General features: G+C 42.8%; 15 protein-coding genes. 7 read left to right on the top strand and 8 right to left on the bottom strand.

The genetic code is table 11. From position 1 onward, the window contains the following. Positions 1 to 6: 6 nt before the first annotated feature. Entirely contained in the window at positions 7 to 411 is a 405-nt protein-coding gene (locus HUW51_RS24670) for a hypothetical protein (protein WP_228466849.1), read from the top strand. Here the strand turns inward: HUW51_RS24670 and HUW51_RS22855 are convergent. After that, positions 408 to 2,408 (bottom strand): ATP-binding protein, encoded by a 2,001-nt coding sequence (locus HUW51_RS22855; RefSeq protein ID WP_185271905.1) that lies wholly within the window; start codon positions 2,406 to 2,408, stop codon positions 408 to 410. The two genes, HUW51_RS24670 and HUW51_RS22855, sit on opposite strands and share 4 nt — an antisense overlap. A gap of 826 nt (positions 2,409 to 3,234) precedes the next feature. On the opposite strand from HUW51_RS22855, the gene HUW51_RS22850 reads away from it, so the two are divergent. Both HUW51_RS22850 and HUW51_RS22845 read left to right on the top strand, forming a co-directional pair. Continuing rightward, positions 3,235 to 3,642, top strand: coding sequence for a DUF7793 family protein (locus HUW51_RS22850; protein ID WP_185271904.1), 408 nt, complete (start codon positions 3,235 to 3,237; stop codon positions 3,640 to 3,642). 21 nt (positions 3,643 to 3,663) lie between these two features. After that, the gene (locus HUW51_RS22845; protein ID WP_185271903.1) at positions 3,664 to 4,275 is read left to right on the top strand and encodes a class I SAM-dependent methyltransferase; all 612 of its coding nucleotides are present in this window, start codon (positions 3,664 to 3,666) and stop codon (positions 4,273 to 4,275) included. A gap of 266 nt (positions 4,276 to 4,541) precedes the next feature. On the opposite strand, the gene HUW51_RS22840 is transcribed toward HUW51_RS22845, so the two are convergent. The 4 genes from HUW51_RS22840 to HUW51_RS22825 all read right to left on the bottom strand — a co-directional run bounded on the left by HUW51_RS22840 (position 4,542) and on the right by HUW51_RS22825 (position 9,117). After that, positions 4,542 to 4,715, bottom strand: a complete 174-nt coding sequence (locus HUW51_RS22840; protein WP_185271902.1) for a hypothetical protein — start codon at positions 4,713 to 4,715, stop codon at positions 4,542 to 4,544. A gap of 809 nt (positions 4,716 to 5,524) precedes the next feature. Continuing rightward, positions 5,525 to 6,475 (bottom strand): 1-phosphofructokinase family hexose kinase, encoded by a 951-nt coding sequence (locus tag HUW51_RS22835; protein ID WP_185271901.1) that lies wholly within the window; start codon positions 6,473 to 6,475, stop codon positions 5,525 to 5,527. Positions 6,476 to 6,828: 353 nt separating this feature from the next. Continuing rightward, complete coding sequence (locus HUW51_RS22830) at positions 6,829 to 8,265, bottom strand: RtcB family protein (protein ID WP_228466847.1); 1,437 nt, start codon at positions 8,263 to 8,265, stop codon at positions 6,829 to 6,831. A 378-nt stretch (positions 8,266 to 8,643) separates the two neighbouring features. Beyond that, a complete protein-coding gene (locus tag HUW51_RS22825) occupies positions 8,644 to 9,117 on the bottom strand; it encodes a hypothetical protein (RefSeq protein WP_185271900.1) in 474 nt (157 codons plus the stop codon). Positions 9,118 to 9,281: 164 nt separating this feature from the next. On the opposite strand from HUW51_RS22825, the gene HUW51_RS22820 reads away from it, so the two are divergent. The 4 genes from HUW51_RS22820 (at position 9,282) to HUW51_RS22805 (ending at position 15,655) form a co-directional block, all read left to right on the top strand. Beyond that, positions 9,282 to 10,232, top strand: a complete 951-nt coding sequence (locus HUW51_RS22820) for an aldo/keto reductase (RefSeq protein ID WP_228466845.1) — start codon at positions 9,282 to 9,284, stop codon at positions 10,230 to 10,232. Between the two features lie 61 nt (positions 10,233 to 10,293). Further along, positions 10,294 to 10,971 carry a metallophosphoesterase family protein gene (locus tag HUW51_RS22815; protein ID WP_185271899.1) on the top strand — a complete coding sequence of 226 codons (678 nt, stop codon included), beginning with the start codon at positions 10,294 to 10,296 and terminating at the stop codon, positions 10,969 to 10,971. A 259-nt stretch (positions 10,972 to 11,230) separates the two neighbouring features. Next, positions 11,231 to 14,272, top strand: a complete 3,042-nt coding sequence (locus HUW51_RS22810; RefSeq protein ID WP_185271898.1) for an amidohydrolase family protein — start codon at positions 11,231 to 11,233, stop codon at positions 14,270 to 14,272. Between the two features lie 90 nt (positions 14,273 to 14,362). Next, positions 14,363 to 15,655, top strand: coding sequence for an amidohydrolase family protein (locus HUW51_RS22805; RefSeq protein ID WP_185271897.1), 1,293 nt, complete (start codon positions 14,363 to 14,365; stop codon positions 15,653 to 15,655). 253 nt (positions 15,656 to 15,908) lie between these two features. On the opposite strand, the gene rfbA is transcribed toward HUW51_RS22805, so the two are convergent. The 3 genes from rfbA to rfbB form a co-directional block, all read right to left on the bottom strand. Continuing rightward, complete coding sequence (gene rfbA / locus HUW51_RS22800; RefSeq protein ID WP_185271896.1) at positions 15,909 to 16,790, bottom strand: glucose-1-phosphate thymidylyltransferase RfbA; 882 nt, start codon at positions 16,788 to 16,790, stop codon at positions 15,909 to 15,911. 177 nt (positions 16,791 to 16,967) lie between these two features. Beyond that, on the bottom strand, positions 16,968 to 17,972 hold the full coding sequence (locus tag HUW51_RS22795) for an SDR family oxidoreductase (protein WP_185271895.1): 1,005 nt from the start codon (positions 17,970 to 17,972) through the stop codon (positions 16,968 to 16,970). Between the two features lie 107 nt (positions 17,973 to 18,079). After that, positions 18,080 to 19,126, bottom strand: coding sequence for a dTDP-glucose 4,6-dehydratase (gene rfbB, locus HUW51_RS22790; protein WP_185271894.1), 1,047 nt, complete (start codon positions 19,124 to 19,126; stop codon positions 18,080 to 18,082). Positions 19,127 to 19,134: the final 8 nt, after the last annotated feature.

Below are 19,134 nucleotides of genomic sequence, written 5' to 3'. Positions count from 1 at the left end.
GAAGAGATGCACCCTTTGAATAGCGTGGAATGGTCCTTGTTTTTGGAATACATCGCCAACATTCTTTATGCCATCGGGATCAGAAAATTGTCTAATACAGCATTAAGTATCTTAGTAAGCATTGCGACTATTGGCCTGGCTCACCTGGCTATTACCAATGGCAACGTAAGTGGTGGCTGGACCCTGAATCTGGAACAGGTGCGCATCGGGTTAACTCGTACCATGTATCCTTTCTTTGCCGGTTTGTTACTTTCGCGGGTAGCGAAGCCTGTCCGAATTAAAAATGCTTTCTTATGGTGTAGCCTTTTAATAGCTATCGTTCTATATCAGTATTTTATTCTGAACCGGTGGAATATGTGCCGGTTTTTAGCCGGATGTAGCATTAAGTTTCTAGTCGAGAAGATAACTTAATTTAAATTTAATTCGGGCATACTTCTCCATTGTAAAGCGGCTAAGTTGGATTTAGGCAGAAATACCCGGAAAGTACTTCCGGCCCCAATCTGGCTTTCGACCGTAATGCTTGCGTTAATACTTTCGAGTAATTCTTTGCAAAGCATCAAACCTAAGCCCGTGCCTTTTTCGTTGCGGGTACCCACGGTGGTAAAACGGTCTTCTTTAAATAAGCGGTTTAAATTTTCGGGTTTTATTCCCTTGCCCGTGTCACTCACCAAAATGCACATCCGGTCTTCCTGTTCTTCGGTGCGGATAGAAATCTGGCCTCCTGCCGAAGTAAACTTGATAGCATTTTGAACCAGGTTCCGGATGGTGAAATTCAAACGTTCCTGATCGGTTAAAATTTCGGTACTTTCAGAAATCTCATTCCGTAAGGTTATGCCTTTTTCTTCTGCCCGCGATTCTACCAGTTGCAAGTTTTCTGTCGCCAACTGTTGAATGTTAACGGGTTTTAACACAATATGAGAACCAGCTAATTGCGCCTTAGACCATACCAATAAACTTTGCAGCATTTCCAAGGATTGCTCCATTTCTTTGCCCAGTAAATTAAACAACATTTCCAGGTCGTTGCGCGACATTTCTTTGGTTTTTAAAAGAGCCAGTACTCCTTTTAAGGAGTTAAAAGGCGTTTTTAAATCGTGCGAAATAATCGTGAAAATGCGGTTTTTAAAGCCGTTGTGATTTTCTAATAAGTGGTTTTGCTTTTGTAAAGTTTGCGACTGGGAGTACAACTCGGTGCGTTGTTTTTCTATTTCTTTGTTTTGCACTTGCATGCGGTTATTGGCCGCGGTTAGTTGCAGGGAGGTAAGCTTAAAACCTTGGCGGCTACGGTAAACAACCAATAAAAGTACCGTTAACAAACAAACCACCACCGCACTTAAAACCAGCGATTCATTTTGCTTCCGAATTTTTAAGGCTTGATTTTCCTGCTCGGCAGCAAATCTTTTTTGCTGAAGTTCGTGCAAGGCTCTTTCGTGTTCGGCTGTTATTTCGGCGGCTTTTAATTTTTGGTGCTCCAGGTCGAGCTTATTTTCTTGTTGATTTACTATTTCGAGGTAATGGTAAGCTTTGGCATAATCTTTTTGCCCGGCGTATAATTTTTGCAGGAGTTTAGCTGCTTCGTTTATTTTTTTGCTCGACTCAGTTTTTACTGCCCATTCGTAGCTCTGATGCGCAAATTGCATGGCTTTCTTTTGATCGCCCAGTAACGCGTATACTTGAGAAATACTGCCCAAAGTGCCCGACCGCAGCATATTGTTCTGGATAGTTTGATTTATTTCCAGCGACTCAAACAAATAGGGGAGGCCTTTTTCGGGGTGCGGGAGATAAATGTGCACGTGGCCCATGTTGTGCAAACTTATGGCTAAGTTGCGGTTGCGACCGAGTAGCCGTTGCATACTAGCTGCTTTTGCGAAGTAAGAAAAAGCCTGATTGTACTTTTTTTCTTCTTCGTAAAGGTTGCCCAGATTATTGTAAACCTTGCTCAAGCCCAAAGTATCGTTTACCCGCCGGGCCAGATTTCCGGCTTTCCGGATATACAAAAAAGCACTTTTAGAATCTTTAACTTTGTGGTACATGCCCCCTAAAGCATTATAAGATGCCACAATAACGGTGGTATCGTGAGCTTGTTCAGCTAGTTTCAAAGATTTAAAATGGCAGGCTAACGCCTGATCAAACTCGCCTAACACCAAATGCGCGTGCCCCAGGAGCGTTAAAGCTTCGGCCTCTTTGTTGGTTAAACGAAACTTAGACGCCAAGTCTACGGCAGCTTGCGCGTAATTTTTAGCTTTTTTAATATCAGAAAATTGGTACTGCCGGCTAAGTTGGCAATTTAAACTTACTAAATCTGCTTTACCAAGATTTGAATTTAATAAAGTTAATAGGCTATCTACGGTTCTGTTTTGGGCGTGCAGGAAGGTAGGCAGTAATAAAATAGCAAGTATTAATTTCTTCATATAAAAAGCTAGATGCTGCAACTAAGCCAAGTGATGCAATATAATTTTTTGTTAGACAGTTTAAAGCTCAGGAACATTCCCCAGATAGCGATAATTCTTTTTTTTTTTTAATTGTTCAATACTTTTAGGAATATTATTATATTTTATAACATTACTCAAGCAGCAGTTTGTGTGAATTTTAGTTATGTAAATTTTTGATTAACATGGTTTCATAAGTTAAAAGGGAGGATATGAGCTTTGTAGCTCTAAGTTGGGGCGATTGTATTGGGAGCAAACCGAAAACACAACAATTCCTGAAAAACTAGTTCTTTTCGGTACTTCTGGCTTTTACAGCCAAAGCCGATAATAAAAAAACTAACAAGCAAACCTTACGCCGAAATATCTAAATTATTAAATATTTCGTAAGTACTTTTGTAGCGTTTTAATAAATATTTTTACAATAGTTTATTTTAAATTTACAACAACAAAATAAAAGTAATTAATAGGCTGCTGTAATTTATAAATAGAATTATTGATATATATCGGAGTCGAACGGATTTTTAAAAATTTTATGGTGGAACTTACCATTATTGGCACGGCTGATACTGGACTTCTTTTTTTTAGATGATGTTAGATTTACTCAATATAGTTTTATGAATTTTTAAATCAACGGATAACAATTTTATTGAAAGGGGGTTGCATTGTACACTAAAATTTAATCGATCACAGGTTAAGGTTTTGTAAAGTTTTATTTCCTACTTAGTGTTTTGTTGTACAATTTTCGCGCTCCTTCCTTAGTTGATCCAGTTGATATATTTATGGTTAATAGTTGTATTTTTTTAATAGCATGTCCACTTTCCCAAATTCTGATAAAGATTCCTTTCTTGAAACGCCTTACGTAACTATGTTTGTCCGGGAAGGAATTTATCAGGCTACTTTTAAACCACTAGAGACGTTAGACTTGGACATTGCGGTTGCTACGGTACAGGATCGGTTAAATTTTTTTAAAAATATAGCGTATCCTTGTTTATTCGACATAACCCAAGTAAAACATACTACCAAAGAAGCCCGCGACTACATGGCCAACGAAGGAAACCAATTGGTTTTGGCCAGCGCCATGATTGTGTCGTCGCCGATGCTGAAAATGATGGCCAACTTTTACATTATGGTGAACAAGCCTAAAAATCCCACGCGGCTTTTTACGGATAGGGAGAGTGGTTTAGACTGGCTCCGTAGTTTTAGGAAAACGATTTAACTTGATTTAACATTTAGTGGTATGGGATTTTACGCGCAGGTAATTACACCCCGGGTAATGAACTTTTTTATGTCGGCTAAAGAATTTCCGGCTTACCGGGCCGAGCTCCTGAAGCACGCGCAGGGTAAAGTACTGGAAATAGGCTTTGGTTCGGGGCTTAATTTGCCTTTTTATCCCGAGCACATAAAACAGATTGACACAGTAGATAGTAACGCTGGCATGCAGCCTTTAGCGCAGAAAAATATTGCCCAATCTGCTATCCAGGTAAAGCAACATACCCTCAGCGCCGAACAATTGCCTTTTGCCGATAACACTTTTGATACCGTTGTGAGTACCTGGACCTTGTGCAGCATTCCGGACGTAGCCCAAGCATTAAGCGAAATTAAACGTATACTGAAGCCCGAAGGACGTTTTTTGTTTGTAGAGCACGGTTTAAGTCCGGAAGTAAAAGTGCAGAAATGGCAACATCGGTTAAATCCGGTTCAGAAAACCCTTTTTGATGGCTGCCACCTGGACCGGAACATCGAAAAGATTGTAGCGGGCGCTGGGTTTAAATTTGAGAAATTACGCAAAGAATACGCCGGATCGCCGAAGCTGTTTAGTTACTTTTACTTTGGAATCGCCCACAAATAACCTGCATTTTAGAATGCTGCACAGTTAGTGCTTAGTCTAATACCGCTTTACAAAGTAAAAAAATAGCAGCAATCTTTACGAAAAAATATAAATAGAACGCGTACTATTTGCCGGCAAATTATTCAGGAAATTAACAGCCTTAAAATTAAAAATTTTAAAAAATTGCTTAATACCAGGAGCGGGCAACCATAGCCCAGCCTACATTATAAAACAGCACACCGCTTAACTTTAAGCTGAAATAAAGGTAATGGTACTGCGTAGAAATTTTAATTATCGCTGGGCCAATGTTGAAACAGAATTTCTTTGGTTAAAGCTTCTTTTTTCAGCAACTGCAGCTTTTGTTTTGGGGCGGTATCTGGTTTTTTTAATGAATCGGATGGCAATTCCAGGGTAGCTAGTTTTTTAAGGTTCAAGGCTAACCGGTCTTTTTCCTTCTTCATATTTTTATACTGCTTTCGGTTAGCTAAAAAGTAACGCAAATTAACGCACGTCAGAAATATTATTAACCCCAGGCTAATAATAGGAATTAAAATATGGGAGTGAAAATCGTGCATTTTAAATAGTACAGCTACTTTAACAATTCTAATATAAAAAATTTAATTAATCCGGGTACAGTACAAGGCAAGAAAATTAACTACCGACTAATTTAGTTATTTCTTTAACTAGTTGTGCCACATCATTAAAATTTACATTCCTGCTTTTTAAAGATGCTTAAAATCTTAAAATTCCACAGCGTGCAGCCGGTATTTTCTTAAGCGAATACAATGCAAAAATATAAATTGTTCTTTTTAGATGCTGTTATTTTAAAAATTTTGTTTAACCAAAGTTTCAGGCTTAATATAAATTTTAAATATTTGATAATTAATTGATTATATTACGGGCATACCTCTATTATACTGGCAGATTAAAGTTGTTCTTTGCTTTAAGTTGGCAGCAGGTCGATAGCTTCCAGTATGGATTTTTATTTGTATTTGGCATATTGGCGAAGTATTGGAGTTTATTGATGTAAACGCGGCTGGTTAGTAATTGATAAAGGGGGATGCGAAAAGGGCGTATGCGATACGCCCGTACTAGGTTGGGGCGTATCGCATACGCCCTTTGGTGGCACGCGCAGAAAGTTAAATTTTAAAAAATTTTGACTTTTGGAGTTGCTTAAATATTGGTTTATCTAATTCTCTGGAATGGGTTTACTCTAAAATAAAAAAGGCCGGATGTTCTCCGGCCTTTTTGCATGCATATATAAGATTAGCTACACGTTAGTATCCACTAAGTTCTGCGCTTTAATCCATTTGTATAAATCTTCTACATCGTCGCGGCGGCAAAGTTCGGAGCCCGGCGACATAACGGCAGCGGCACCCGCGGCAACTCCGTACTTCACCGAATCGCTTAAAGACCAACCCAACGATAATTTGTAAACCAAACCGGCTACCATGCTGTCGCCGGCGCCTACGGTGCTGCGGGCTTTAACCTTGGGGGCCGGAACATGTTCTACCTGGTCGCGGGTTATCAGCATGGCGCCTTGGCCACCCATCGAAACTACCAACACTTCGCACATACCGTTAGCCAGCAGTTGTTTGCCGAACTGTTCAATTTCACTATCCTGAATCTCTTCTTTCCCGGCCAACATAGCCAGCTCGTTCAGGTTTGGTTTTAATAAATACACGCCAATACCAGCTGCTTGCTTTAAAGCGTCGCCGGAAGTGTCCAGGATTAACTTAGCGCCAATTTTCTTTGCAATAGTAGCTACCCGGGCGTAAAAATCGTTAGGTACGCCGCGCGGCAAAGAACCGCTGGCTACAATGTACTCGGGTTTCGGAACGGTTTTTTCTAGTTTAATCAAGCTGTATTGCCATTCGTATTCCGGAATAATAGAACCTGGCATACCAAAACGGTATTGTTTATCGGTGCTAGTTTCGGTAACCGAAAAATTTTCGCGTGTCCATTTTACCGACGGAATAGGCATGTGGGTAATGCCTTCGTCGTCCAAGAGTTGTTGCAGCACCTGACCGGTAGCTCCCCCTGATAAATAATAGGCCAGAGAATCGCCGCCTAAGTTGCGGATGGCGCGGGTTACGTTTATGCCGCCCCCGCCCGGTTCAAACACGGGCGCAGCGCAGCGTAATTTATGCTCCGGCTCAAACTTTTCAACGTTGGTGCTTTTATCTAAAGCCGGATTTATAGTTAAGGTAACAATTTTCATATATTTAAAACGGCTGCTAAATGCCACCGCCCGTTAAAATTACTATTTTACATTGTATTTATAAAACGGCAACGTTACCACCGTGTTATATATGGAAACTCAATTTTAGGTAAAAAAATAATTATTTTGCTACTTGCCCGAAAAAAATTTAGTTAAATCTAAAAAAATTTAAAATTTAATAATTCTAGGCCGTTTTTCGATGGAAATATTATTAAATTAATAACTATCCTTTTCAGTGTTCGGAGCAAGCTTCATAAAATTAAAACAAACAGAAGTTGGAGCTTATAAAATAATTAATTTCAATAATGGTAATACAGGTTTGCTCCGGTCTGTTTTGTAATCTGATGCGGTTATTACCGATCCATCCGTACAATACGAGGCGTGAAGGTTCCCAGAATTTCTACTTGCTGTAATTGGCTATCCATTACGTAGTGCATGTTTTTATAAGCCAACGGCGACTCTTGCAAGCTGCTTCCAATTAATTCTACCCCGAATGCTTTCACCAGGCCATTCATCTCGGTTTGGTAAAGCACCTGCGCCGCTTTTTTTGCCGATAAAGCCCGGCCAGCCCCGTGCGAAGAAGAATCCAGGGCAGCCGTATTGCCTAAGCCGCGTACCAGGTAGCCGGGTTGGGTCATCGATCCTGGGATAACGTTGTAGGTGCCAGCCGTAGCTTGAGCAGCTCCTTTGCGATGCACAATAACTTCCTGGCCCTGATATTGTTCCCGCCAGGCAAAATTATGCGGACTATCTACGCAGGCTACCGGTTTTTCGCCGAACCAGGCGCTCAGTCGCTCATGAATTTGCTCGTGGCAAGCCCGGGCGTAATCGTTGGCAATTTGCATAGCTTGCCAATACTCCTGGCCTGCTTGCGATTTCAAATCTAACCAAGCTAAATACTTAGCTTCAACGGGTAAGCGGCAGGTATCCATGGCAATTTGGGTATAATGAGCTGCAATGTTTTTACCTAAGCTACGGGCCCCCGAATGCGATAAAATACCCACGTACTCGCCGGCTGGTAAGTTAAAAGCATTCGCTTCGGAGGTGAGGGTTACTTTGCCGTATTCCACAAAATGGTTGCCCGTGCCGGAGCTACCCAATTGATAGGCAGCCCGCATTTGTAACTGCTGCAAAATTTTAATTTGATTAAACTCTGGTCGGTCAAAAACGGCGTGATCCTGCGGTTTCTCAAATCCGGTATTTACACCAAAGCGTGTTTGATCGAGTAATACTTGTTTGAGTTGCGGTTTTTTTTGTTCCAGTACACTGGCGGGTACCTCGTATAAGGTGAAGTGCATGCGGCAGGCAATGTCCATGCCAACGGCGTACGGAATTACCACGCCGCTGGTAGCCAGTACCCCGCCAATAGGTAAACCGTGGCCTTTATGGGTATCGGGCATCAGGGCGCCACTAACGGTTACGGGCAAGCGCATGGCCAAATCCATTTGTTCTTTGGCATCTGCTTCAATTAAATTCTCGCCGAATACAGCGTAGGGTTTGGGTTGTTCGTGCAGGTTTACCTCGCCAGTAGGCGCATGCGGTTTCGCTAAGGCCGCAATTAATTCGCCCATTACGGTGTCTTTCACAAATGTGTCCGGAGCAGCCAGGGCTTGTTTCAATACGTCCAGCTGGGCCGTGGGAGTGAGGTGGCCGTAATGTTTCTGCATCAGGCTAATAGCCAGACTAATGGTTCTGCCGGCGGGAAAACCTAATTTCAGCAGGTCGTGTCCCGATAATTTTTTGTTAGCCATAACTGGAGCACTACTGGGGGCATACACTTGCGAACTCATTTTTTTATTGGTATACGGTTATAAAACAAAAAACCCGAACATTATCTGTTCGGGTTTTTTGTTTTGCTAAGAAAAAAATATCAACAAACGCCCCGAACCTGTTGGCACAGCTTCCAGTTTTGGTTAATCATGTTCAGAACCGCGGCGTAAAACATTGTTTCTTGTTTAAATCGTTTGCAACAAATATAAAGTAATTTTTCTATAAGCAAAATAAATTAAAAAATTCTTTAGATATTTTCAAAGCACGCTTTTAGATCCATCTATATTTTTGAATAAAAAAGCTATTTTACTTGCAATTCTATATATCTATTTAAATCAGCAAAAACCATTATGCCACATGAGTACTCTTTTGAAGATTTATTTCATGCCTTACTATAGTTATATACAATTCTCCCATTTAAGACTTTGAATTGTATTAAGTTTTTTAGATATCTTATCTATTAACTCTAAATCGCTGGTTCTATAAAATTCAAAAGCTTTTACACCTTTATAGAGAACATCAATGGCGTAAACATCTTTAACTGCAGCTTCTCCATCAAAGGAATATTTAGAACTAATTACAAATGAAGTTTCGTCAAAAGGTATGATTAGTTGTTTACGGGGCTTACCCAGAAGAAGGCTTGAACTTTTACTCAATTGATTTTTTACCCCATCAAGTTCAATTTTTTCATAGGAATAATAATCAACAAAAGATAAAAGTATAGTTATAATAAGTAACCAATATAATTTCACGTATAACATGAAACAAGCTAAAACTATATATATAACTATTGAAAAAGGGGAAGATTTGATTTTAAAGAGCAAAAAGTGATCTTTTCTTTCGCAAAATATTCTTTCACCTAAGTTTTCCATCTAAAAGTTGTTTGTTCGTAGTTGTCTCTTGTGGGTAAGATTAGGCATAAAATATACCAGACTTTTAATTTTTAACCGACAGTAATCCTAGTACATCAATTTAGCCAGCTATCTAAAAACTACGTACACTGGAATTGTTGTTTTAAAACAGAATATTTTAAAAAATGGAAGACGCTACTGGGATCAACAATAGCTACACGCGGCGGGAAGCCACTAAACTTATTGCAGCAGCCGGGGCATCGGCTTTTTTGCCCGGCGCCCTGGAGAGTACAGCCGCGCCTACCACCATGCTCCTGCGCAAAATACCAGCCTCCGGCGAAGAATTGCCTGTTGTGGGTTTGGGTACTTGGCAAACCTTTGATGTAAGTCCGTCGGCTACGGTACGGGCACCTTTAAAAGAAGTGCTGCAGCAGTTTGTGCAAATGGGCGGCAAGTTAATTGATTCGTCGCCGATGTACGGGGAGTCAGAAGTAGTGGTGGGCGACTTGGCCGCGGAATTAAAAGTAGCTTCTAAGCTGTTTATGGCCACCAAAGTATGGATTCAGGGCCGGGAAGCAGGCATTACGCAAATGGAAACTTCGATGCAGGAAATGCGCAGCAACCCCATGGATTTAATGCAAATTCATAACCTGGTAGATTGGCAAACGCATTTAAAAACCCTGCGTGCCTGGAAAGAGGCCAAACGTATCCGTTATATTGGCATAACGCACTATACGGTTAGCGCCTTTGATAAGCTAGAGAAAATAATGCAATCGGAGCCCATCGACTTTGTGCAATTAAACTACAACATAGCTACCCGCCAGGCTGCCAACCGGTTGTTACCTTTAGCCCAGGATAAAAACATTGCCGTAATTGTAAACCGGCCTTTTGAAAGCGGCAGTTTGTTTAGTGCTGTAAAAAATAAACCGTTGCCCGATTGGGCTCGGGAATTTGATTGCGCGAGTTGGGGACAGTTTTTCTTGAAATATATTTTGGGCCATCCGGCCATTACCTGCGTTATTCCGGCTACTTCTAAAGTTAAACACTTAACCGACAACATGCAAGCCGGCTACGGACGTTTACCTAATGCAGCTCAGCGCAGCCAAATGGAGCAATTTATTCAAAACCTGATTTAAAAGGTTAAGCTATATTATCTTTGGACTGAAACATTTACTTAAAAAGAAAATTTTTAAAATTTTGAGTCGATTTGCTATTTCTGATATTCATGGGTGTGCTAAAACTTTCCGGTACCTGGTAGAAGAACGGTTGCAAATAAAACCCACGGATCAGCTTTTTCTTCTGGGGGATTATATTGATCGGGGACCAGATTCGAAAGGCGTGATTGATTTTATCTTGGAGTTGCGTTCTAAAGGCTTTCGGGTAACTACCTTAATGGGCAACCACGAAGCCATGCTGTTGCAGGCTCCCGAAAATGCGCAGTACTTATCTGCCTGGCTGCGTAATGGCGGACAGGCTGCTTTGCAAAGCTTTAATGCGAAACAAGTATCCGACATCCCGAGCGTATATTGGAATTTTTTAAAAAATTTAGAATACTACAAAGAGTTACCGGATTATTTGCTGGTGCACGCGGGCTTTAATTTTAAGGTAGCTAATCCGTTTGCCGATTTCGAGTCCATGATCTGGATCCGGAATTTTATAGTGAAAGAAAAGTTTACTCAAGGCCGCCGGATCGTGCACGGACATACCCCTACCATGGATTTTGAAATTAAAGCGCGCGTCGGCCCACCCGCGCATTCCGTTATAAACATTGATGGGGGCTGCGTGTATACCTGGCCCCCAGGGTTAGGTAAACTCGTAGCCTTAAATCTGGATACTTTGGAACTTAATATAGAAGAGAACCGGGATGATGTATAATTTCAGTTATATTATTTCGATAACTTATAATAGAGTAAGAAATTATTATAAGCAATGCATTTCAGCCTCATCTTCAAATCAAAAGAAAGTTTCTTAAAGCTAAGAGCAGTTTTATATATTTAAAAATTTTAAATTTTTCATTCCCAAAAGCTTTCTGGTTGCTGGTAACCGCTTTCGTTTAGGTTCTTTCGAAATATTTTAAAAAAATTAGAATTCCGGCAGAACTGCTGTAAATTTCGGTCTCCATACGGTTATTTACATGCGTAAAATTATTTTTACTCTTCTTTTTGCCGCCGGCACTTCTTTCTCAAGCCACGCGCAGCAAACTTTCCCACGTAATGGCGTGTACGACGATCGCCCCGGCTTAGTCGCTTTTACCAACGCAACCATTTTCGTCGATTATCAAACCAAACTCGACAAAGCCACTTTAGTAATCCGAAACGGGAAAGTAGAAGCCGCGGGCGCTAACATTAAAATTCCGGCTGGTGCGGTAGTGGTGGATGCACAGGGTAAGTTTATTTACCCCAGTTTTATTGATTTGTTTTCGGCTTATGGTTTGCCGCCCATAGCACCTGCGTCGGTGGGTTTTACTTCTCCACCGCAACCCGAAAGTACCCGGAAAGGCGCTTTTAACTGGAACCAGGCCATTCGGGCCGATGCCAACGCCGTAGAATTATTTAAAGTGGATAATAAAAGCGCCGAAGATTACCGGCAGCAAGGTTTTGGTACCGTATTGACCCAGCACCCAGACGGCATTGCCCGGGGAACGGCCGCTTTGGTAACCCTGGCGCAAAAACGGGAAAATGAAGTTGTATTAAAAGAAAAAGTCGCTGTTGGTATGTCTTTTAACCGGGGTTCTTCTTCGCAAGATTATCCGGGCTCCTTGATGGGAGCTATCGCTTTGGTGCGCCAAACTTATCTGGATGCCGACTGGCTGCATCACCACCCCCAAGAAGAACAAAACTTATCGTTACAAGCTTTTTATGCCAATCGCACCCTGCCTCACATTTTTGAAGTATTGGATAAACTAAATGTGTTACGCGCTGATAAAATTGGAGATGAGTTTGGGAAGCAATACATTATTAAAGGCCGCGGTGACGAATACCAAATGTTACGCGAGGTAAAAGCAACGAACGCACCTTTAATTCTGCCGGTTAATTTTCCGGATGCTTATAACGTAGAAGACCCACTTGATGCGGATTTGATTGCCCTGGAAGATTTAAAGCATTGGGAAATGGCTCCGGCTAACGCCGCCTTATTAACTAAAAACAACGTAGTCTTTGCTTTTACCGCCGCTGATTTAAAAGATAAGAAAAAATTTCTGACTAATATTCGCAAAGCCATAACCTACGGCCTCTCGGAGCAGGAAGCCTTAAAAGCTCTGACTCAAACCCCAGCCCGCTTACTGCAAGCCGAAAACCAGGTAGGTGCGTTGCGGAAAGGCATGATGGCTAACTTTATCATTACCTCGCAACCTGTTTTTCAGGGCGAAAATGTAATACTAGAAAATTGGGTTCAGGGCGAACGTTATGCCGTACGGCAGTTGCCCATTGATGTGCGGGGCACTTATTCCCTGAAGGTGGGCGACCAAGCCCCCATCCGTTTGGAAATTACCGGAATGGGTGACAAACCCGATGGTCGCCTCATTTTTAAAAATCCGGCCGAAAAAGATACTACCAAGATCAAAGCAGGTTTAAATTTAACCAACGACCTGATTACACTCACTTATAACGCTGATCCTAAAAAACCGGAGAGCCTGGTACGTTTAAGTGGTTGGTACACCACCGGCAAACCTGGGTTTGAAGGTTCCGGACAAGTACCTATTGGTACGCCGGTAAAATGGGTGGCAACTTTAGAAAAAGCTTACCCGGTACCACCTCCTCCGGTAGTTGCTCCCAAACTTCCCGAAGTAGGCCCGCTGGGCGCTAATTTGTTCCCCTTTACCGCTTTTGGCCGCACCGCTTTACCTAAATCGGAAACCATCCTGATTAAAAATGCTACCGTCTGGACGAATGAAAAAGAAGGCCGCCTGGAAAATGCGGATGTTTTAATGCGCAACGGTAAAATTGAAAAAGTAGGCAAAAATCTCTCAAGTAACGGCGCTAAAACCATTGATGGTACCGGCAAACACGTTACGCCCGGTATTATCGACGAGCACTCGCACATTGCTATCAGCCACTCCGTAAACGAAGGAACGCAATCGGTTACCTCCGAAGTACGCATCGGCGATGTAGTAGATCCGGAAGATATTAATATTTACCGGCAGTTAGCGGGTGGTGTCGTAGCCTCCCAACTACTGCACGGCTCGGCCAATCCCATTGGCGGACAATCAGCTTTAATTAAATTGCGCTGGGGCTTGGGACCCGAAGAACTAAAAATTAAAGGCGCGGATAACTACATTAAATTTGCTCTCGGCGAAAACGTAAAACAATCGAACTGGAGTTCGCAGCATACCATCCGGTTCCCGCAAACCCGCATGGGTGTGGAACAGGTTTACATCGATGCTTTTCAGCGAGCCAAAGAATACGACCAAGCCTGGAAAAACTACCGCAAACTTTCCAAATCAGCGCAGGCCAAAACCGGAGCACCCCGCCGCGACCTGGAACTGGAAGCGCTTGCCGAAATTTTAAATAAACAGCGTTTTATCACCTGCCATTCGTACGTGCAGTCGGAGATTAACATGCTTTTAAAAGTGGCCGACCAAATGGGCTTTCAGGTAAATACGTTTACGCACATTCTGGAAGGATACAAAGTGGCCGATAAAATGAAAAACCACGGCTCGGGCGCTTCTACGTTTTCGGACTGGTGGGCTTATAAAATGGAAGTGAAAGATGCCATTCCGTACAACGCCGCCCTCATGACTAATGTGGGTTTAGTAACCGCCATTAACTCCGACGACGCCGAAATGGCTCGCCGTTTAAATCAGGAAGCAGCTAAAACCGTAAAGTACGGTGGTTTATCCGAAGAAGAAGCCCTGAAATTAGTTACGCTCAATCCGGCTAAATTACTGCACTTGGATAACCGCATGGGCAGCTTAAAACCCGGCAAAGATGCCGATGTAGTACTCTGGACCGACCACCCGCTTTCTATTTATGCCAAAGCCGAAAAAACCTTTGTGGATGGTACGCTTTATTACGACCTGGATAATGATAAACAACTCCGCCAGGAACGGGATCAGGAACGCCAACGACTGATTCAAAAAATGCTTTCGGCCAAACAATCCGGCGAACCCACCCAACCGGCTCCGGTAACCCGTAAAGGCGAGGTAAAACACTGCGAAGACATAGTGGTGGAAGAATAAAAAAGATTCGGGGTAACAAATTTACTATTGCCCAAACATTTAAATTTTAAAAATCCATGGACTATTGACCATGGACTATCGACTAAACAAATGAAATATACCATATTAACGGCGACGCTTTTTCTTAGTCTTACTACCTGGGCGCAAGTACCGGCACCCGCTCCGAAGCAAACCAAACCCGTGTTACTTACCGGCGCTACGCTGCACGTGGGCAATGGCCCGGTAATCGAGAAAGCTGCCGTAGCTTTTGATAAAGGTAAAATTACCTACGCTGGCCCGGCCAGTAGTGCCCCGGCTGCTACCGGCTACGAAGTAGTAGAAGTTACCGGCCAGCATATTTATCCGGGCCTCATTCAACCCAATACGCAGTTAGGTTTAACCGATATTTCGTCGGTGCGGTCTACCCGCGACGAACAGGAAGTAGGTGTTTTTAACCCGAATGTACGGTCTTTGATTGCCTATAACACCGATTCGGATATTTTACCCACAATCCGGGGCAACGGGGTTTTATTGGTACAAGCCACGCCGGTGGGTGGTACTATTTCCGGCTCTTCGTCAGTAATGCAGTTAGATGCCTGGAACTGGGAAGATGCTGTTATTAAAGCCGATGATGGTTTACACCTGAACTGGCCCACCATCCCCCGGGCACTCCAACCAGAATCGCGGCCAGACCTCAGCGAAACCATTAACAACCGGGAAAAAGCTTTGCAGGAGTTACAGCAACTATTTACGGAAGCCGTTGCTTTTAGTAAGGAAGCTGCCGGTAAAGAAAATTTAAAATTATCAGCTCTTAAAGGTTTGTTCGATGGCAGCAAAAAATTATATATCCATGCCGATGGAGCCAAAGAAATTATCGAAGGCATCCGTTTCGCGAAAAAGAACAACGTGAAGAATATTGTGCTGGTTGGCGGCTACGATAGCTGGAAAATTACGGATTTTTTAAAAGAACAGAACGTTCCGGTCATTATCTCGGGCATTCACGCGTTACCCACCCGCACCGTAGACGATGTAGATTTGCCTTATAAACTGCCGTATTTGCTGCAACAAGCCGGTATATTGTATTGCCTGCAATACGATGGAGCGCTGCACGGGCACCGTAATTTGCCATTTATTGCCGGTACAGCCGTTGCATACGGACTAACCCAAGAACAAGCTTTAGCGGCAGTGTCGGCAAATACGGCTAAAATTTTAGGAGTAGACCAGCAAACTGGCACCGTGGAGCCAGGTAAAGATGCGAACCTGATTATTTCGGCCGGCGATTTATTGGATATGCGCACCAACAACATTACCTCAGCCTATATCCAGGGCCGTAAAATCAACCTTACCGATAAGCAAAAAGCTTTATACCAGAAATTTAAAGAAAAGTACGAGGCGCAAAAGTAACACCTCTACGCTAAGAGGCTTTTCCTTAATAATTGGGAGGAGAGTCGGTTATTGGCTGACAATGACAGTATGGCGCGGAAGTTACTTCCGTGCCTTTAGGTTTTATAAAAAGAGAGCCGTCGATTTTCTTGGGAAACTTGATTAAGGCACGGAAGTAACTTCCGCGCCATAGTTAAGAAGTAACCCTGCCATAGTTAGGGAAATGTGAGGAGAATAAAATCCGCGAAATCCAATAATCCGTGGTAATCCGCAATTAGCTGCGCTCCAGAACTTTCTCGTTGGGTAAATTCATTAAATACTTGCCGTAACCGCTTTTTACCAGAGGGGCGGCAATTTTCTGAAGTTGTTCGGCATTAATAAAGCCCATGCGGTAGGCAATTTCTTCGATGCAGCCAATTTTTAAGCCTTGGCGTTCTTCTATTACTTGTACAAACGTAGCAGCCTGCATTAAGGAGTCGAAAGTACCCGTGTCGAGCCAGGCCGTTCCGCGACCCAAAATACCGACCTTTAACTTACCGCGCCGTAAATATTCCTGGTTTACATCGGTAATTTCGTATTCGCCCCGGGGGCTCGGTTTTAAATCGCGGGCAATTTGAATAACGTCGTTGTCGTAGAAATACAAGCCAGGAACCGCGTAGTTCGACTTAGGCTGTTTTGGTTTTTCCTCAATGGAAATTACCTTATTATTATCGTCGAATTCAACCACTCCGTATCGCTCCGGGTCAACAACGTGATAGGCATATACCACGCCTCCATCCGGGTCATTGTTGCTTTGTAGTAGTTCGCTGAGGCCGGCGCCGTAGAAAATGTTATCTCCCAGCACTAAAGCTACTTTATCATTACCAATAAAATCGGCTCCAATTACAAAGGCTTGGGCTAATCCGTTTGGTTCAGCCTGAATCGCATATTCAAAGTTGCAACCTAAGTCGCTGCCATCGCCCAGCAATTTTTTAAATAAAGGATTATCGTGCGGGGTAGTAATCAGTAAAATATCCCGGATTCCCGCCATCATTAAAATAGAAAGCGGATAATAAATCATCGGTTTGTCGTAAACCGGCATTAATTGCTTGCTTACCGCCAAAGTCAGCGGATGGAGTCGGGTACCGGAACCACCGGCCAGGATAATACCTTTCATATCATTAGTCGACGGTCCATAGTCGATAGACCTTTGTTTTAATTGTTAAATATTAAACGTACTAAATCAAAATCCTAGAGCTTTCCCCCTTAGCTTAGGAGGGCAGGGGTGGTTGGTTTCATGATTATTACTCAGCAGCAATCCTTCAACCATCCGGCAATTCAATTAGCTTAAAATTTAATTATTATAGATAAACTCCTGGTTATTACGGAACCAATCCAGGGTAATTTGCAAGCCTTCTTTAATTTTAATTTGGGGGGCGTAACCCAATAAGGTGCGGGCTTTTGTGATATCGGCTAAACTATCCCGGATATCGCCGGCCCGTTCTGGTCCGTAAGTTGGATTTATTTCGGATTGAGCTTCTTCTTTCAGGATGTTAAATAAATCGTTCAGCGAAGTACGGTCACCAACGGCAATGTTATACACCTGATTAATTGCTTCCGGATTTTGTACCAAAGCGGCCCGGATATTGGCTTCCACGCAATTCTCTACAAAGGTAAAGTCGCGGGTTTGGTTGCCATCGCCGTTCATCCGGGGTGACTTACCTTTTAATACCGCATCGATAAATAAAGGAATAACGGCCGCATAAGCTCCGTTTGGATCCTGGCGCGGCCCGAAAATATTAAAATACCGCAGCCCGATAATTTCCATGCCGTAGGTTTTGCCAAAAACATCGGCGTATAACTCATTAGCGTATTTGGTTACTGCGTACGGCGATAAAGGCCGCCCAATTATATCTTCTACCTTCGGTAAGGTTTTGCTATCGCCGTAAGTAGAGGACGAAGCCGCATACACAAAGCGTTTTACCTGTTGGTCTTTAGCAGCGGTAAGCATATTTACAAAACCGCCAATATTAACGTCGTTAGTAGTAATGGGGTCTTTAATGCTACGCGGCACCGATCCTAAAGCAGCTTGGTGCAGCACAATATCCATTCCGGCGCAAGCCTGCTGACAAACTTCCGGGTTGCGGATATCGCCTTCTATCAGCTCAAAACGGGTATAATCCTGAAACGCTTTTATATTTTTTAGAAAACCGTTCGAAAAGTTATCGAGCACCCGAACTTTGCCCGCATTATATTTTAATAAATATTCAACCAGATTAGAACCAATAAAGCCTCCGCCTCCGGTTACTAAAAAAGATAAATTTTCGAGGGGATGGCTGTGAAAAGGATTTTCGTACACGTTCTTTTTTTAAATTAGAAATCAAAAATTAGGAATTAGAAATTGTTTTTAGAGCAGGTTACTTCAAGTAATCATTTCTAATTTTTAATTTCTAATTCCTAATTTGTTTATCGGGTGTATTGCTTATCGTAGTAATCCTGGTAAGTGCCGGAAGTAACGTGTTCCAGCCATTCGGTGTTTTGGAGGTACCAGTCTACGGTTTGCGCCAGGCCTTGCTCAAACGTAACCGAAGGTTTCCAACCTAGCTCGCGTATAATCTTCGACGAATCAATGGCGTAACGCAGATCGTGTCCGGCCCGGTCAGTTACAAACGTGATTAACTTTTGGGAGGTGCCTTGGAGTTTACCGGTTTTCTCGTCCATGACATCGCAGAGTAGCCGGATTAAATCAATGTTTTTCCACTCGTTCACTCCGCCAATATTATAGGTATCGCCCACTTTTCCTTTATGAAAAACGGCATCAATAGCCGTTGCATGGTCTTTTACAAAAAGCCAGTCGCGCACGTTTTCGCCTTTGCCATAAACGGGCACTGGTTTGCTGTTGCGGATATTATTAATGGACAGCGGAATTAATTTTTCCGGAAAATGATTGGGGCCGTAATTATTAGAACAGTTAGATATTTTTACCGGTAGCCCATAGGTATCGTGGTAAGCGCGGACGAAATGGTCGGAGCTGGCTTTAGAAGCCGAGTACGGCGAATGCGGATCGTACTTGGTTTCTTCGGTGAACATGCCGGTTTCGCCCAAAGAGCCGTATACTTCGTCGGTAGAAACGTGGTAAAACACATGGCCTTCGTAGTTATTATGCCAATGGTGGCGGGCGGCATTTAGTAAATTTACGGTGCCTATAACGTTGGTGTACACAAAAGCCAAAGGGTCGGTAATAGACCGGTCCACGTGCGACTCGGCCGCCAGGTGAATGACCGCATCAAATTGCTGCTCCGCGAACAACTGTTGAATAAAATCCGCATCCACAATATCACCCTTTACAAAAGTGTAGTTCAGCTGATTTTCAATGTCGCGCAGGTTCTCCAGATTGCCGGCGTACGTGAGCTTATCGAGGTTTACAATTTGGTAATTCGGGTATTTCGTAACAAACAACCGCACTACGTGCGAACCAATAAAGCCGGCTCCCCCGGTAATTAATATTTTCATGTGGTTTA

This window comes from Adhaeribacter swui (genome assembly GCF_014217805.1).
Taxonomy (GTDB): Bacteria; Bacteroidota; Bacteroidia; order Cytophagales; family Hymenobacteraceae; genus Adhaeribacter; species Adhaeribacter swui.
This window is presented reverse-complemented; position numbering and strand designations above follow the sequence as displayed.

Excerpts from the sequence above, each read along its gene's own strand:
- HUW51_RS24670 (WP_228466849.1), top strand. The coding sequence starts at position 7 with ATGCACCCTTTGAATAGCGTGGAATGGTCCTTGTTTTTGGAATACATC.
- HUW51_RS22855 (WP_185271905.1), bottom strand. The coding sequence starts at position 2,408 with ATGAAGAAATTAATACTTGCTATTTTATTACTGCCTACCTTCCTGCAC.
- HUW51_RS22850 (WP_185271904.1), top strand. The coding sequence starts at position 3,235 with ATGTCCACTTTCCCAAATTCTGATAAAGATTCCTTTCTTGAAACGCCT.
- HUW51_RS22845 (WP_185271903.1), top strand. The coding sequence starts at position 3,664 with ATGGGATTTTACGCGCAGGTAATTACACCCCGGGTAATGAACTTTTTT.
- HUW51_RS22840 (WP_185271902.1), bottom strand. The coding sequence starts at position 4,715 with ATGAAGAAGGAAAAAGACCGGTTAGCCTTGAACCTTAAAAAACTAGCT.
- HUW51_RS22835 (WP_185271901.1), bottom strand. The coding sequence starts at position 6,475 with ATGAAAATTGTTACCTTAACTATAAATCCGGCTTTAGATAAAAGCACC.
- HUW51_RS22830 (WP_228466847.1), bottom strand. The coding sequence starts at position 8,265 with ATGAGTTCGCAAGTGTATGCCCCCAGTAGTGCTCCAGTTATGGCTAAC.
- HUW51_RS22825 (WP_185271900.1), bottom strand. The coding sequence starts at position 9,117 with ATGGAAAACTTAGGTGAAAGAATATTTTGCGAAAGAAAAGATCACTTT.
- HUW51_RS22820 (WP_228466845.1), top strand. The coding sequence starts at position 9,282 with ATGGAAGACGCTACTGGGATCAACAATAGCTACACGCGGCGGGAAGCC.
- HUW51_RS22810 (WP_185271898.1), top strand. The coding sequence starts at position 11,231 with ATGCGTAAAATTATTTTTACTCTTCTTTTTGCCGCCGGCACTTCTTTC.
- HUW51_RS22805 (WP_185271897.1), top strand. The coding sequence starts at position 14,363 with ATGAAATATACCATATTAACGGCGACGCTTTTTCTTAGTCTTACTACC.
- rfbA (WP_185271896.1), bottom strand. The coding sequence starts at position 16,790 with ATGAAAGGTATTATCCTGGCCGGTGGTTCCGGTACCCGACTCCATCCG.
- rfbB (WP_185271894.1), bottom strand. The coding sequence starts at position 19,126 with ATGAAAATATTAATTACCGGGGGAGCCGGCTTTATTGGTTCGCACGTA.